The following is a 17,769-nucleotide window of genomic DNA, read 5'->3' as shown; positions in this document are numbered from 1 at the left end:
GACCGGGCCGGGACCGGGAGGCCCGTCACCTGCCGAACCGTTCCTGAATGAAGCCGAGGACCTCCTCCGCGGTCGTCGCCGCCGCCAGCGACTCGTCGGCGGCGCCCGCCGCCGGGGTGTCCGGCAGCCGCGCCAGCAGGGCCCGCAGCCGGGCCGCCACCGCCGCCGAGGCCGGGGCGTCGAGCCGGTCCACGGCCGCCTCCAGCCGGTCCAGCTCGACATCCGCCGCGGGGTCGTCGCCGGTGGTGGGCCCGTCCGCCACGACGAGTTCGCCGAGCACGTGGGCCGCCAGCGCCTCCGGCGTGGGATGGTCGAAGACGACGCCGACCGGCAGCCGCAGCCCGGTGGCCGCGCCGAGCCGGTTGCGGAACTCCACCGCGGTGAGCGAGTCGATGCCCAGTTCGCGAAAGAGCCGGGTGGCGGAGATCTCGCCGGGGTCGCCGTGGCCGAGCACCGCGGCGAGCTGACGCAGCACCAGATCCCGCACCAGCGCCGCACGGTCACCGGCCGGGGTCTCCGCGAGCCGGTCGCGGAAGCCGGACCCGGTCTGCGCCGCGCGCCCGGTCTCCGCCGGGGCACCGGCCGGCCCCCCGGCGGGCCGCACCGCCTCGCCGTAGCCGGGCAGGCCGAGGAACAGCCGGGTCGGCCGGGCACTCACCGAGCCGGCCTCGAAGCGGGTGAAGTCCACGTCCGCGACCACCAGATGACCGCTGTCGCCGGCCACCGCCCACTCCAGCGCGCGCACCGCCCGCCGCGGGTCCATCGACTCCATCGCGAAGCGGTGCAGCCGGTTGGCGACCACCTCGCCGCCCTCCAGGCCGCTGCCGCCCGCCCAGTGCCCCCAGCCGACGGACAGCGCGGGCAGGCCGAGCGCCCGCCGGTGCAGCGCGAGCGCGTCGAGGTAGGCGTTGCCGGGGGCGTATCCGCCCTGTCCCGCGTCGGCCGTGACGCCCGCGAACGACGAGAACAGCACGAACCGCTCCAGCGGAAGGTCCCGTGTCAGCTCGTCCAGATGGCGTGCGGCGCGTGCCTTCACCCGCAGCGACCGCTGGAGCTGGTCGAGTGTCAAAGAGGTCAGCAGCGCGTCGTCCACGGCCGCCGCCGTGTGCACGACGGCGGTCAGCGGGTCCTCGGCCGGGATCCGCGCCAGCAGCTCCGCGAGCGCCGTACGGTCACCGAGGTCGCAGGCCGCGACGCTCACGCGCGCGCCGAGCGCGGTGAGTTCGGCCACCAGCTCCCGCGCGCCCGGCGCGTCCCGGCCGCGCCGCCCGGTCAGCAGCAGATGGGGCGCCCCGAGCGCGGCCAGGTGCCGGGCCACGTGCCCGCCGAGCGCGCCCGTACCACCGGTGACCAGCACCGTACCCGTGGGCTTCCAACCGCCGGGCCGGTCGCCGAGCGGTGCGGGCACCAGCCGCCGGGTGAGCGCCGCCGACGCCCTGAGCGCCACCTCGTCCTCGCCGGTGTCCCCGGACACCACGGCCACCAGCCGGGTCAGCGCGCGCGCCGCCAGGTCCTCGGGCAGGTCGATCACCCCGCCCCACCGCTCGGGATGCTCCTGCCGTACGGTCGCCCCGAGCCCCCACACCATCGCCTGCTCCGGCGCGGCCACCGGGTCCGCGGGACCGGCCGCGACCGCACCCCGGGTCAGCACCCACAGCGGCGCCGCCCAGTCCACGTCGCCGAGGGCCTGTACGACGGCCAGCGTGGCCGCCAGCGCCGACGGTACGGCGTCGTGCTCGGGGTGCGGGCCGTCGAGCAGCCCGGTCAGCGCCAGCACACCGGCCGGGGCCTCCACCCCGTCCAGCGCCTGGGCCACCGCGGCCCGGCCGGCCCCGGCGGGCAGCCCGAGCGGGGTCACCGCCGCCCCGTGCGCGCCGAGCACCGCCTCGACCCGCGCGGCCACCGAACGGGCCGCGGGCTCGTCCGGTACGAGGAGCAGCCAGCCGCCGTCGAGCGCGGGCCGCGCGGCCGTGGCGACCGGCTCCCACACCACCCGGTGCCGCCACCGGTCGAGCGCCGCGTCCTCGCGTGAGGTCTGCCGCCAGTCGGCGAGCGCGGGCAGCAGGTCGCGCAGCGACGCCACCTGCCCGTTCACGAGCGGCAGTTCGCCCAGGAGCGCGTCGACGTCCCCGTTCTCGACCGCTGCCCAGAAGCGCCGCTGGGCCGAGTCGTCGTCCGCGACCGGTGCCTGCGCGGCGGCCGGAGCGGCGAAGTAGGCCGACTGGCGCGGCGCGTCCAGCCAGTACCGCTGCCGCTGGAAGGCGTAGGTCGGCAGCTCGACGAAGACCGGCGGGGTGTGCGCGTACCGCGCGCGCGGCCAGTCGACGGGCACCCCGGCGACGTACGCCTCGCCCAGGGAGAGGGCGAGCCGGTCGGGACCGCCCTCGTCGCGGCGCAGCGTGCCCAGCGCGGCGGCCGACGCGCCCGCGTCCTCCACCGTCTCCTGAAGCCCCGTCAGGAGCACCGGATGGGGGCTCACTTCGAGAAAGACCCGGTGGCCGCGGTCGAGCAGCTCCCGGACGGCCGCGTCGAAGCGGACCGGCTCGCGCATGTTGCGGTACCAGTAGTCGGCGTCCATGCCGGAGCCGTCGACGACGGTCCCGGTGACCGTGGAGACGACCGGGACCTCGCCCGCCCGCGGCGCGACGGGCGCCAGTTCGCCGCGTACGCGGTCGCGCACCAGCTCCACCTGGGCCGAGTGCCCGGCGGCGATCGCGCCCTTGACCCGGCGGGCCCGGACACCCGCCGACTCGGCGTCCGCCAGGAACTCCTCCACCGCGGCCGGCTCGCCGGACACCACCACCGACTCGGGCCCGTTGACCGCGGCCACGCTCAGCCGGTCGCCCCAGCGTGCGAGCCGGGCGGCGACCCACTCCCGCGATCCGGCCACCGACGCCATCGCGCCGAGCCCGGACAGCTCCTCCTGCATGGCCTTGCTGCGCAGGCAGATGATCCGTGCCGCGTCCGGCAGGGACAGCGCACCCGAGACACAGGCCGCGGCCACCTCGCCCTGCGAGTGCCCGACGACCGCCGCCGGCACCACCCCGGCCGCCCGCCAGGTACGGGCCAGCGCCACCATCACCGCGAACAGCAGGGGTTGCACCACGTCGAGGCGCCGCATCGAGGGCGCGCCCGCCCGGTCGTGCAGCACGTCGAGGACCGACCAGTCGACGAACTCGCCCAGCGCCGCGTCGCACTCGGCGAGCGCCTGGGCGAACACCGGCGAGGAGCCGAGGAGTTCGACCGCCATGCCGGGCCACTGCGAGCCCTGCCCCGGAAAGACCAGCACCGGACCCGCGCCCGGCGCGGCGGCACCGGCGACCAGTCGGGCGTGCGCCTCCCCGTCGGCCAGGGCCGCGAGCGCGGCCAGCGCCTCCTCCCGGTCGCCCGCGACGACGGCCGCCCGGTGTTCGAGGTCCGTCACCCGGGTGGTCGCCAGGGCCCGCCCCAGCGCGGCGGGCGCCTGCTCGGGCCGGCCGGCGAGCCAGTCGTGCAGCCTGCGGGCCTGCTCGCGCAGCCCGGCCGCGGTCGCCGCGGACAGCGGCAGGACGGCGGGGCCGGAGTCGAGGGCCACGGAGCCGGCCGGCACGGGCGCGTCCGGCGCCCGCGTGTCCTCGGGTTCTCCGGGGCCTTCGGGCTCCCCGGGCTGTTCGGGTTCTCCGGGCTGCTCAAGGATCACATGCGCGTTCGTCCCGCTGATCCCGAACGCCGAGACCGCCGCCCGCCGGGCCCGTTCCACCCGCGGCCATTCTCGCGTCTCGGTGAGCAGTTCCAGGCCGCCGGACGACCAGTCCACGTGCGAGGAGGGGGCGGACACGTGCAAGGTGCGGGGCAGCACACCGTGCCGCAGCGCGTGCACCGTCTTCATCACGCCCGCGATGCCCGACGCCGCCTGGGTGTGGCCGATGTTGGACTTCAACGAGCCGAGGTACAGCGGCCGTTCGGCCGGCCGGTCCCGCCCGTAGGTGTCGAGCAGCGCCTCCGCCTCGATGGGGTCGCCGAGCGGGGTTCCGGTGCCGTGGCCCTCGACGGCGTCCACGTCGGCCGGGGACAGCCCGGCGTCGGCGAGGGCCTGCCGGATCACCCGCCGCTGGGACCGCCCGTTGGGCGCGCTCAGCCCGTTGGAGGCGCCGTCCTGGTTGACCGCCGTACCGCGGATCACGGCCAGCACCGGATGCCCGTTGCGCCGCGCGTCCGACAGCCGCTCGACGACCAGCGTGCCGATGCCCTCGGAGAAGGCGGAGCCGTCCGCGTCGTCGGAGTACGAGCGGCAGCGCCCGGTCCGGCCGAGCACCTGCTGCCGGCTGAACTCCACGAAACCGCCCGGCGTCGACATCACCGTCGCACCGCCCGCCACCGCGAGGTCGCACTCCCCGCCGCGCAGCGCCCGCACCGCGAGATGCAGGGCGACCAGACCGGCCGAGCAGGCCGTGTCGAGGGTGAGGGTGGGCCCTTCGAGGCCGAAGACATAGGCGACCCGGCCGGACAGAACGCTGGCGGTGTGCCCGAGGAGCAGATGGTTGGCGACGCCTTCGGGGGCGTCCGTCACCCCGCCCGCGTAGTCCTGCTCACCCGCGCCGACGAAGACCCCCGTGCTGCTGCCGCGCAGCGAGGTCGGCGGGATCCCGGCCCGCTCGAACGCCTCCCAGGTCGTCTCCAGCAGCAACCGCTGATGCGGGTCCATGGCCAGCGCCTCACGCGGCGAGATCCCGAAGAGGCCGGGGTCGAAACCGGAGATGTCGTCCAGGAAACCGCCCTCGCAGGAGTACGAGGTGCCGGTCGCGGCCGGGTCCGGGTCGTACACCGCGGCCAGGTCCCAGCCGCGGTCCGCCGGGAAGTCCACGACGGCGTCCCGCTCCTCCGCGACCAGCCGCCACAGGTCCTCGGGGCCGACCGCGCCGCCGGGGTAGCGGCAGGCCATGCCGACGACGGCCACGGGGTCGTCCGCCGCCGCGGTCGGGGCCGGCCCGGACTCCCGCGCCACGCCCGTCACCCGGTCGAGGACCGCGGCGGCCAGATCGCGCGGGGTGGGGTGGTCGAAGACGACCGTGGCGGGCAGGACGAGGCCGGTCGCCCGGGTCAGCCGGTCGCGGACCTCCACGGCGGTCAGCGAGTCCAGGCCCAGGCTCTTGAAGGTCCGCGTGACATCGAGGTCGTGCGCCGCGTCGTGCCCGAGGGCGGCGGCCACCTCGTCCCGCACCAGCGCCAGGACCGCCCGCTCCCGCTCCACGGGCGGCATCGCGCCCACCCGGCGCGCGAAGTCACCGGCGACTTCGCCCTCCGCGGTCGCTTCCGCCTCCTCGTCCGCCGCCATCAGGGCGAACAGCGGGCCGGGCCGCACGGCCGCGAACATCGCCGTCAGCCGCGGCCAGTCCACGTCGGCGACGACCCGGCAGGCCTGTCCCGACGCCGGCACCTCCGCCAGCGCGGCCAGGGCGTCCCCCGGGTCGAGCGGGCGCAGACCGCTGCGCCGCAGCAGCCCCGCCAGTTCGCCGTCCGCCGCCATGCCGGCGCCCGCCCACGGCCCCCACGCGACGGACGCCGCGGGCAGCCCGTCGGCCCGCCGCCGCTGGGCGAGGGCGTCGAGCACCGCGTTGCCCGCGGCGTACGCGGCCTGCCCGGCGCTGCCCCACACCCCGGCGATCGAGGAGAACAGCACGAAGGCGTCCAGCTCAAGGCCCGCCTCCCGGGTGAGTTCGTCCAGGTGGCGCGCCCCGTCGGCCTTGGCCGCCAGCACCGTGGCCCACTCCTCGGCGGACAGTTCACTCACCGGGCGGGCCGCGAAGACACCGGCCGCGTGGAAGACGGCGGTGGGCCGGTGGCGGGCGAGCAGACCGGCGAGCGCGGCGCGGTCGGCGGCGTCGCAGGCCTCCACCGACACCTCGGCCCCCCGCGCGCGCAGGGCGGACGCGAGTTCGGCCGCGCCCGGAGCGGCCTCTCCCCGGCGACCGGTGAGGACGAGCCGCCGCGCACCGTGGTCCACGAGCCAGCGGGCGGTGTGGGCACCGAGCGCCCCGGTCCCGCCGGTGACGAGCACGGCACCGGTACCGTCGGGGCGCCAGGCGCCCGCCGAGTCCGCCTCCAACGCGCCGTCGGCCGCCGCCACGACACGGCGGCCCAACACCCGTCCGTCGCGCAGCGCGACCTGGTCCTCCCGGCCGGGCCGCCCGCCGCGGGCGAGTACGGCGCACAGCGCGTCCAGGTCACGGTCGCCGAAGCCGCCCACGTCCGCCAGACCGCCCCAGACCGCGGGAAGTTCGAGCGCGACCACCTGGCCGAGCCCCCACACCGCGGCCTGCGCCACCGCGCGCACCGCGTCCTCGGACCCGGTGGAGACCGCACCCTCGGTGAGAAACCACAGCAGGGCGTCAGGACCGGCCGCACGGGCGGCCTCCAGGGCGAAAAGACCGGGGTCGGAAGCCAGGGCGGCGGCGACCACGACACCGTCGGCGGCACCGTCCCCGGCCGGGCCCGTCACGGCCTCGGCGCCGGCCCGTTCCAGCGCCGAGAGCAGAGCCGTCACCCGCGGGTCAGCCGCATCCGCACCGGCGGGCAGCGCCACCCGCCACCGCCCGTGCAGCCGCGCCCCGTCGGCGCTCACCGGCACCCACGCCACCCGGTGGACCCGGCGCCGCAGCCGCTCGGCGCGGTCCCGGCTGCCGAGCAGCGCGTCCAGCGTCCGCGTCTGCTCCTCGGTGAGGTCCAACTCGCCGAGCAGACCGGCGAATCCGTCGGGTGCCGTCGACCGGGCGGGCGGGGCGAGCCAGAAGCGGCGGTGCCGGAAGGGATAGCCGGGCAGCTCGACGGTGCGGGCGCCCGTGCCCTCGAACGCCTTCGACCAGTCCACCCGCAGCCCCGACAGGTGCAGGGCCGACAGCGCCTCCACGAAGGCCGCGGTCTCCGGCCGGTCGGTGCGCAGCGCCGCGACGACCGTGGCCGAGGCGTCCTCGGGCAGGCTGTCGCGCACGGCCCCGGTGAGCACACCGGTGGGCCCCACCTCCAGGTACGCCGTGGCACCCGCCGCGTGCAGCGCGCCCACACCGTCGGCGAAGCGGACCGTCTCACGGATGTGCCGCACCCAGTAGGCGGGCGAGCACAGTTCGTCCGGGCTGGCCGGCGCGCCGGTCACGTTCGACACGACGGGTACGGCGGGCGGATGGAAGGGGACCCGGGACACGACCTCCGCGAAGGCGTCGAGCAGCGTGTCCATGTGCGCCGAGTGGAAGGCACGGCCGACCCGCAGCCGCCGTACCCGCCGGCCCTCGGCCCGGAACCGCTCCGCCACCTCCTCGACGGCCTCCCGGTCCCCGGAGACCACCGTGGCGGACGGCCCGTTGACCGCGGCCAGCCCGACCCGGTCGCCGTGTCCGGCCAGCGCGCGCCGCACCTCCTCCTCGGTGGCCTCCACGGCGGCCATCGCCCCGTCCGCCGTCACCGCCCGCATCAGCCGCCCGCGCGCGGCCACCAGCGCACAGGCGTCGGCGAGTGACCACACCCCGGCGACACAGGCCGCCGCGAACTCACCGATGGAGTGCCCGACCAGCAGCCCCGGCCGCACACCCCAGTGCTCCAACAGCCGGTACAGCGCCACCTCGACGGCGAAGATCGCGGCCTGCGCGTGGTCGGTGCGGTCCAGCAGCTCCGCGTCCGCACCGAACACGACCTCCCGGAGAGAGCCGTCGAGATGCGGGGCGAAGTGCTCGCACACCTCGTCGAAGGCGGCGGCGAACACCGGCTGGGCGCCGTACAGTTCCCGGCCCATGCCGAGCCGCTGACTGCCCTGGCCGCTGAAGACGACCGCCAGCAGGGCGTCCTCGCGGGCCCGGCCCGTGAGCGTCCCGGCGGCGGACCGCCCCTCGGCCACCGCCCGCAGCCGCTCCACCGCCCGCTCCCGGCCCCCGGCCACGACCGCGGCCCGCCAGGGCAGCGCGCTGCGCGTCGCCGTCAACGACCAGGCCACGTCCGTGAGTTCCGCACCACCGTCCAGGGTCGTCGCGATGCGTCCGGCCTGCGCGCGCAGCGCCTCCGGGTCGGCCGCCGACAGCAGAAGCGGGACGACGGCCGGGTCCGGGCCGCGCTCGGGAGGCTCGGCGGACGGCGGCGCCTGCTCCAGGATGATGTGCGCGTTGGTGCCGCTGATCCCGAACGACGACACGGCGGCCCGCCGAGCCCTGCCCACCTCGGGCCAGTCCCGCCTGCGCGCGAGCAGCTCCACCCCGCCGGACGCCCAGTCCACGTGCGACGAGGGCGCGTCCGCGTGCAGGCTGCGCGGCAGCACCCCCGCCTCCAACGCCGTGATCATCTTGATGACGCCCGCGACACCGGCCGCGGCCTGGGTGTGACCGAGGTTGGACTTCACCGAGCCGAGGTAGAGCGGCCGTCCGGCGGGCCGCTCCCTGCCGTAGGCCTCCAGCAGGGCCCCGGCCTCGATCGGGTCGCCCAGCACGGTGCCCGTGCCGTGCCCCTCGACCGCGTCCACATCGGCGGGGGAGAGCCCGGCGTCGGCAAGCGCCTGGCGGATGACACGCTGCTGGGCGGTGCCGCTCGGGGCGGTCAGGCCGTTGGACGCGCCGTCCTGGTTGACGGCCGAGCCGCGCAGCACGGCCAGCACCCGGTGCCCGTTGCGGCGCGCGTCCGACAGCCGCTCCACCAGCAGCATGCCCACGCCCTCGGACCAGCCGGTGCCGTCGGCGCCCTCGGCGAACGACTTGCAGCGACCGTCGCGCGCCAGCCCGCCCTGCCGGGAGAACTCCACGAACGTGTCCGGCGCGACCATCACCGTCACCCCGCCGGCCAGCGCCAGATCGCACTCACCGCGCCGCAGCGACTGCGCGGCCAGATGCAGGGCCACCAGCGACGACGAGCACGCCGTGTCCACCGTCAGCGCGGGCCCCTCGAACCCCAGCGCGTAGGCGATCCGGCCCGAGGCGACACTGCCCGCACCACCCGTGAGCAGATACCCTTCCACGCCCTCCGGAACCTCGCCCCGACCGGTGCCGTAGTCGTGGTACATCAGCCCCGCGAACACCCCGCCGCGCGAACCGTGCACACTCTCCGCCGCGATACCCGCGTTCTCCAGGGCCTCCCAGGAGACCTCAAGCAACAGCCGTTGCTGCGGGTCCATGGCCAGCGCCTCGCGCGGCGAGATCCCGAACAACGCCGGATCGAAACCGGCCGCGTCGTCCAGGAACCCGCCGTGCCGCGTGGCACTCGTACCGCGCGCACCGGCCGCCGGGTCGAACAGCGCGCCCAGGTCCCAGCCGCGGTCGACGGGGAACTCGCCCACCGCGTCCCGCTCCTGGAGCACGAGCCGCCACAGATCGGCGGGGCCCTCCACCCCGCCCGGATAACGGCAGGCCATCCCCACGATCGCGACCGGCTCGTCATGGTCGCCGCGCACCGCGGCGGCCCCCGCACCACTGGGCACGGCCTCCTCGCCACCGGTGAGCCGCCCGTCCAGGAACCGGGCCAGAGCGCGGGGCGTCGGATGGTCGAAGACCACCGTGGACGGCAGGGTCAGACCGGTGGCCTCCGCCAGCCGGTTGCGCACCTCGACCGCCATCAGCGAGTCGAGTCCCAGCTCCCGGAACTCCCGGGCCACATCGAGACCGTCCCCGCTCGCGTGCCCCAGCACCAACGCCGTCTCGTCGCGCACCACCCCGAGCAGCAACCGCTCCCGCTCCTCGCCCGAGAGACCGGCCAGCCGCTCCGCCCACCCCGACCGGGGCGCCGCCGGTACGCCCTGCGCGGCCGTCCGCCGTACGGCACGCGGCGCGAGGCGGGACAACAGCGGCGGCACGGGCCGCCCCGCCCGCACCAGCGCCGCCGTGTCGATCAGCGCCGGCACCAGAGCGGCCGGGCCGCCGCCCTCCCGCACCGTCTCGGCGAGGGCCGCGTCCAGCAGGGCCAGCCCCTCCCCGGCCGGCAACGGCGACAGCCCCGCCCGCCGTATCCGGGCCACATCCCGCCCGTCCAACTCCCCGGTCATCCCGGACGGCTGCTCCCACAGCCCCCACGCCAGCGACAGCGCGGGCAGCCCGAGCCGCGCCCGCCGGACGGCGAGAGCGTCGAGGAACGCGTTGGCCGCCGCGTAGTTGGCCTGCCCCGGGTTGCCGAGCACCCCCGCCACCGACGAGAACAGCACGAACGCCGACAGGTCGAGACCGGCGGTCAACTCGTGCAGATGCAGGGCGCCCAGGGCCTTCGGCCGCAGCACCGCCGCCACGGCCGCCTCGTCCAACTCCCCGACGGTCGCGTCCTCCAGGACACCCGCCAGGTGCAGCACGGCGCCCAGCGGATGCCCGGACCCCTGCACCTCCGCCACGACGCGGGCCAGCGCCTCCCGGTCCGCGATGTCACAGGCCCGTACGTCGACCACGGCGCCGTACTCCGCCGAGGCCCGCACCAGTTCGTCCGCCCCGGACGCGGCCGCCCCCGAACGGCTGAGCAGCAGCAACCTCCGCACCCCGTACGCCGAGACGAGATGCCGCACCACCAGCGAGCCGAGACCGCCCGTGCCACCGGTCACCAGGACCGTGCGGTCGGGGTCGAAGACGGCTGCCGCGGCGGTGTCCTCGGCGAACGAATGCCTGGTGAGACGCGGTACGTACGCCGTACCGTCCCGCAGCGCGAGCTGCGACTCCCCGCCGGCCGCGACCGGCGCGAGAGCGGCCTCCGTGTCCGTGTCGACCAGTACGAACCGGCCGGGGTGCTCGCTCTGCGCCGACCGGACCAGACCCCATACGGCCGCCGCCGCCGGATCGGTGACCCCGTCCTCGTCGCCCACCGCGACCGCGCCCCGGGTCCGCACCACGAGCCCGCGGTCCCGAAGGCCCGGGTCGGTCACGAAGCGGCGGACGACAGCCAGCACGGACACGACCAACTCGCCGACTTCCGCACGCTGCTGACCGGCGAGGTCCAGCAGCACGGGCGCGAGTCCGCCGGGCGGTACCGGCCCGTCGGACGCGCTCAAGTCATCGAGCCCGCCCGCCCGAAAACCGGAGAGTAAGGCCGCCCACTCGGTCGGCGCCGCCGCGTCCACCGCACCGCCCGGCCCGGCCTCCTCCCACCGCACCGCGAGCAGCGCCTCGGACCGGGAGGTCGCGCGCAACGACTCCACGGAGACCGGCAACAGCGCCAGCGACGCCACGGACACCACCGGCGCACCGGCGCCGTCCACGGCGGTCAGCTCCACGGACTCCGGCCCCGTACGCCGCACAAGCACCCGCAGCGCCCGCGCACCGGAGGCCTGCACCCGCACCCCGGACCAGGCGAACGGCAGCCGGATGCCGCCCACTCGCGGCAACAGGCCACTCGCCGCCACGGAGTGCAGAGCGGCGTCGAGGAGCGCCGGATGCAGCAGGAACCCGTCCGACGCGCCCGCCTCCGCAGGCAGTTCCACCTCCGCGAACACCTCGTCGTCGCGGCGCCACAGGGCATGGACGCCCCGGAACGCCGGACCGTAGTCGTACCCCTGGCCGGCCAGGTCGTCGTACAGCGCGCCGGTCGGCAGCGGGCGGGCACCGGACGGCGGCCAGGAGACGAGAGCGGCGGGAACGGCGGGCGAGTCGTCGGCACCGTCCGGGCCGCTCCCGGTCAGCAGACCCTCGGCGTGCAGCGTCCACGCGGCGTCCGCGCGGCCCGACCCCGGCCGGGAGTGCACGGTCACCGGACGGCGCCCGGACGCGTCCGGCTCGCCCACCGCCACCTGTACGGTCACCGGCGCAGTGAGCGCCAGGGGCGCCCGCAGCGTCAACTCCTCGACCGACCCGCACCCGACCTCGTCACCGGCCCGGACCGCCATCTCCACGAAGGCGGTACCCGGCAGCAGCACCGTTCCGGACACCGCGTGATCGCCGCACCACTCGGGAGATCCCGCGCCCAGCGTGCCCGTCAGCACCACACCCGCGCCCGCCAGCGACACGGCCGCGCTCAGCAGCGGGTGGTCGCGCACGTCGACACCCGGCTGAGCGGCGGTGACCGTGGGGCGATCCAGCCAGTAGCGCTGGTGTTGGAAGGGGTAGGTGGGGAGGGTGGTTTGGTGGGCGAGCGTGGGGAGTTGGGTGGTCCAGGTGGGGGTGGTGCCGGTGACGTGGGCGTGGGCGAGGGCGGTGGTGAAGTCGGCGGGGGTGCCGCGGTCACGGCGCAGGGTGTGGAGGGCGGTGAGGGTGGCGGTGTCTTGGATGGCGGGGGTGAGGACGGGGTGGGGGCTGATTTCGATGGTGGTGTGGTGGCCTGTTTCGATGAGGTGGGTGAGGGCTTGGTGGAAGAGGACGGGTTGGCGGAGGTTGGTGTACCAGTAGGTGGGGTTGAGTTCGGGGCCGTGGACGGGCAGTCCGGTGACGGTGGAGATCATGGGGATGCGGGCGGGTTGTGGTTCTATGCCGGCGAGGGCGGTGGTGATCTGGTCTTGGTATGCGTCGACTTGGGGTGAGTGGGAGGCGTAGTCGACGTTGATGCGGCGGACGCGCAGGCCGTTGGTTTCGCTGAGGGTGGTGAGGTGGTCGAGTGCTTGGGGGGTGCCGGTGATGACGGTGGTGGTGGGGGAGTTGTGGGCGGCGATGGTGGCGTCGTGGCCGTGGAGCCATGGTTCGATGTGGTGGGCGGGGGCGTTGATGGTGGCCATGGTGCCGTGGCCGGAGAGGTGGCGCATGGCGGTGGAGCGGGTGGTGATGATGTGGGCGGCGTCGTGGAGGGTGAGGATGCCGGCGATGTGGGCGGCGGTGATTTCGCCTTGGGAGTGGCCGATGACGGCGGCGGGCTGGATGCCGGCGTGGGTCCACATGTGGGCGAGGCTGGTCATGACGGCGAAGAGTGCGGGCTGGACCATGTCGACGCGTTGGAGCCAGGTGTTGTCGTTGCTGGTGAGGGTGGTGATGAGGGGCCAGCCGGTGAGGGGGTCGAGTGCGTCGGCGCAGGCGTCCAGGGAGCGTTGGAAGACGGGGTTGTCGGCGTAGAGGGTGTGGGCCATGTGGGCCCATTGGGAGCCTTGGCCGGGAAAGACGAAGACGGGGCCGGGGCCGGTGGTGGCGTGTCCGGTGATGAGGTGTGGGGTGGGGTGGTTGTGGGCGAGGGCGCGCAGGCCGGTGAGGGTGGTGGTGTGGTCGTGGGTGAGGATGGCTGCGCGGTGGGGGAGCAGGGCGCGGGTGGTGGCCAGGGCGTGGGCGACCTCGGGGAGGGGGAGGTCGGGCTCCGACTCCAGGTGATCGGCGAGGCGTTCGCCCAGGGCCGCCAGTGCCTCGGGGCTTGCGGCTGAGATGAGCAGGGGCAGTCCGGAGGGCGTCGCGTCCGTGGTCGGCCGCTCGGCTTCCTCGGTCCGCTCCGATTCCTCGGGCTGTTCCAGGATGATGTGCGCGTTCGTGCCGCTGATGCCGAAGGCCGAGACGGCGGCCCGACGGACCCTTTCCACCTCCGGCCAGGAGCGGCTCCGCGTCAGCAGCTCGACCGCGCCGGACGACCAGTCGACGTGCGAGGTCGGCTCGGTGACGTGCAGCGTGCGCGGCAGCAGCCCGTGGCGGAGGGCGAGGACCATCTTGATGACACCCGCGACGCCCGCGGCGGCCTGGGTGTGGCCCACGTTGGACTTCGCCGAGCCGAGATACAGCGGGTGGGCGCGCTCCTGGCTGCCGTAGGTGGCGAGGAGGGCCTGCGCTTCGATGGGGTCGCCGAGCCGGGTACCGGTGCCGTGCGCTTCGACGGCGTCCACGTCGGCGGGTGCCAGTCCGGCGCTGTCGAGTGCTGTACGGATCAGGCGGGCCTGGGAGCGGCCGTTGGGTGCGGTGAGGCCGTTGGAGGCGCCGTCCTGGTTGACGGCGGTGCCGCGGACGACGGCGAGGACCGGGTGGCCGTTGCGGCGGGCGTCGGAGAGCCGCTCCACCAGCAGCGTGCCCACACCCTCCGACCAGCCGGTGCCGTCCGCCGACTCGTCGAACGCCTTGCAGCGGCCGTCCGCCGAAAGCCCCTTCTGGCGGGAGAATTCAAGGAACATGCCCGGCGTCGACATGACGGTGGCCCCGCCCGCCACGGCCAGGTCGCACTCACCTGAGCGCAGCGACTGGACGGCCAGATGCAGGGCGACCAGCGACGAGGAGCACGCGGTGTCGACGGTCAGGGCCGGGCCTTCCAGACCGAAGACGTACGACAGCCGGCCGGACGCCACGCTCGCCGCGTGCCCGGTGAGCAGGAAGCCCTCACCGCCCTGTGCCGAACTGCCTTGTGCCGGAGCGGAAGTGGTGTAGGTGGCATAGTCCTGTTCGTTCGTCCCCACGAACACACCCGTACGACTGCCGCGCAGCGAACCGGGCTCGATACCGGCCCGCTCGAACACCTCCCAGGCGCTCTCCAGCAGAAGCCGCTGATGCGGGTCCATCGCCAGTGCCTCGCGCGGTGCGATACCGAAGAGGGCGGCGTCGAACCCGGCGACATCGTCGAGGAACCCACCCCGACGGACGTACGAGGTACCGGGGTTGGCCGGATCGGGGTCGTACAGCTCGTCGGTGTTCCAGCCCCGGTCGGTGGGGAAGTCGCCAATGGTGTCCCGCTCCTCGACCAGCAGCCGCCACAGATCCTCCGGCCCTTGCACATCCCCGGGGAAGCGGCACGCCATTCCGACGATCACGATCGGATCGTCGTCCTCCGCCGCCGTACGGCCGTGAGTGACGGCGGTCTCCACCGCCCCCCGCTCGTCTTCCAGGAACGCCGCCAGCTCGGCCGGACTCGGGTGGTCGTACGTCGAGTTGACCAGCACCCGGCGCCCCAGCAGTGCCGACAGGCGCTTGCACAGCTCCACGCCGGCGAACGAGTCGAAACCGAGGTCCTTGAAGGTGGCCCGCGGCGGCACGTCGGCTGCCGAGGCGTGCCCGAGCAGCCGCGCGCTTTCGTTGAGGACGATGTCCAGCACCCGCCCGGCCAGCGGCGTACCGGACGGACTCGTGGGCTCGTCCTCCTCGTCCGGCGCGAGATCCACGGCGGCCCCCGGGATCGCCGCGACCGCCGCGGTGGTCGGCTTCGGCCAGTAGGAACGGCGCTGGAAGGGGTACGTCGGGAGGTCCACCCGGCCTGTGGGATCAGGTAGTTGGGTGGTCCAGGTGGGGGTGGTGCCGGTGACGTGGGCGTGGGCGAGGGCGGTGGTGAAGTCGGTGGGGGTGGCGTGGTCGCGGCGCAGGGTGTGGAGGGTGGTGGTGATGGGGCTTTCGTTGATGGCGGGGGTGAGGACGGGGTGGGGGCTGATTTCGATGGTGGTGTGGTGGCCTGTTTCGATGAGGTGGGTGAGGGCTTGGTGGAAGAGGACGGGTTGGCGGAGGTTGGTGTACCAGTAGGTGGGGTTGAGTTCGGGGCCGTGGACGGGCAGTCCGGTGACGGTGGAGATCATGGGGATGCGGGCGGGTTGTGGTTCTATGCCGGCGAGGGCGGTGGTGATCTCCTGCTGGTATGTGTCGACTTGGGGTGAGTGGGAGGCGTAGTCGACGTTGATGCGGCGTATGCGTAGGCCGTTGGTTTCGCTGAGGGTGGTGAGGTGGTCGAGTGCTTGGGGGGTGCCGGTGATGACGGTGGTGGTGGGGGAGTTGTGGGCGGCGATGGTGGCGTCGTGGCCGTGGAGCCATGGTTCGATGTGGTGGGCGGGGGCGTTGATGGTGGCCATGGTGCCGTGGCCGGAGAGGTGGCGCATGGCGGTGGAGCGGGTGGTGATGATGTGGGCGGCGTCGTGGAGGGTGAGGATGCCGGCGATGTGGGCGGCGGTGATTTCGCCTTGGGAGTGGCCGATGACGGCGGCGGGCTGGATGCCGGCGTGGGTCCACATGTGGGCGAGGCTGGTCATGACGGCGAAGAGTGCGGGCTGGACTTTGTCGACGTGTTGGAGCCAGGTGTTGTCGTCGCTGGTGAGGGTGGTGATGAGGGGCCAGCCGGTGAGGGGGTCGAGTGCGTCGGCGCAGGCGTCCAGGGAGCGTTGGAAGACGGGGCTCTCGGCGTAGAGGGCGTGGGCCATGGCGGCCCATTGCGAGCCCTGGCCGGGAAAGACGAACACCGGGCCGGGCCCGGACGCACCGGTGACCGTTCCGCCGACCACCTGCGGCGCGTTGACACCGTCCGCGAGGGCGCGCAGACCGGTCACGGCGCCTTCGTGTCCGTCGGCGACCACGACCGCCCGGTGCGGCAGCGAGGCCCGCGTCGTGGCCAGCGCGTGGGCGACATCGGGAAGCCGGAGGCCGGGCTCCGACTCCAACTGGTCCGCGAGACGCCCGCCCAGCGCCGCAAGCGCCTCGGGGCCGGCCGCCGACACCACCAACGGCACCGCCCGCCCCGGGCCGGCGTCCCCCGTATCCGCCCGCCCCGGCTCCGCGCCACCCGCGTCCGCCCCACGCCGCCGCGCGGGCGGCGCCTGCGTCAGGATCGCGTGGGCGTTGGTGCCGCCCACCCCGAACGCCGACACACCGGCCACGAGCGGCCGGTCGGGCAGGGGCCAGGCGCCCGAGGCCGTCTGCACCCGCAGGCGCAGCCGCTCGAAGGGGATGGCCGGGTTGGGCGTCTCGAAGTTGAGGCTGGCGGGCAGTTCGCGGTGGTGCAGGGCGAGGACGGTCTTCAGCAGGCCCACCGCCCCGGCCGCGCCTTCGAGGTGGCCCACGTTGGTCTTGGCCGAGCCGACCGCCAGCGGAGCCGTCCGGTCGGGTGCCGTGCCCAGCGCGGCGCCGAGCGCGGCTGCCTCGACGGGATCGCCGACCGGCGTTCCGGTGCCGTGGAGTTCGACGTACTGCACGTCCGCCGCGCCCACCTCCGCAGCGGTGAGAGCGGCGGTGACCACCTCCCGCTGGGCCTCGGCGTTCGGTACGGCCAGGCCCTCGCCCGCACCGTCGTGGTTGACGGCGGAGCCGCTGAGCACGCAGTAGACGCGGTCCCCGTCGGCCAGGGCGCGGGACAACGGCTTGAGGACGACCAGGGCGCCGCCCTCACCCCGTACGAACCCGTTGGCGCGGGCGTCGAAGGTGTGGCAGCGGTCGTCGGGGGAGAGCGCGCCGAAGCGGTCGGCGGCGGTGGTGCTCTCGGGTACCAGGTTCAGGTGGACGCCGCCCGCCAGGGCGAGCGTCGACTCGCCGCGGCGCAGGGACTCGGCGGCCAGGTGGACCGCGACCAGTGACGAGGACTGGCCGCAGTCGACCGTCAGGCTGGGCCCCCGCAGCCCCAGCGAGTAGGAGAGCCGGCCCGCGATCACACCTCGCTGGACGCCGGTGAAGACGTGCCGCGTGATGCCCTCGGGGCCGCCGCGGCGCAGCAGGGAGGCGTAGTCGTCGGCGATCGCGCCCATGTACACGCCCGCGGGTGCATTGCCGAGCGAGTCGGGGGCGATGCCGGCATCTTCCAGTGCTTCCCAGCCCAGTTCCAGGGCGAGCCGCTGCTGCGGGTCGATCGCCGCCGCCTCGCGGGGCGAGATGCCGAAGAAGGCCGCGTCGAAGCCGTCGACGCGGTCCAGATGGCCGCCGCGGCGGGGCGCGGCCTCGTCGTCGCCCGCCGGGTGGCGGCCGGGCGGCGGCTCGGAGATCGCGTCGCGGCCCTCGCGCAGCAGCCGCCAGAACGCGGCGGGGTCGGGGGCGCCCGGGAGGCGGCAGGCGACGCCGATCACCGCGACCGGCTCACCACCACCCCGGTCCGTGTCGGCTCCGGCATCCGTACGGGCGCCGGTACCCGTGGCCGCGTCGTGAACCGCACCCATCACGCACATCCCTTTCGCCGTGCCGCCGGGGAACCACCTGGAAACGCAGTGCTGGGAGTGACGGG

1 protein-coding gene is annotated in these 17,769 nt (G+C 75.2%); it reads right to left on the bottom strand.

Annotated features, from left to right (window positions below; genetic code table 11):
* Positions 1-25 precede the first annotated feature (25 nt).
* Positions 26-17,704, bottom strand: a complete 17,679-nt coding sequence (locus AC4IHM_RS02630; protein WP_490865458.1) for a type I polyketide synthase — start codon at positions 17,702-17,704, stop codon at positions 26-28.
* Positions 17,705-17,769: the final 65 nt, after the last annotated feature.

It is taken from the genome of Streptomyces sp. SL06 (assembly GCF_058244745.1).
The sequence above is the reverse complement of the archived record's forward strand: the minus strand, read 5'-3'. Positions and strand labels throughout refer to the sequence as shown.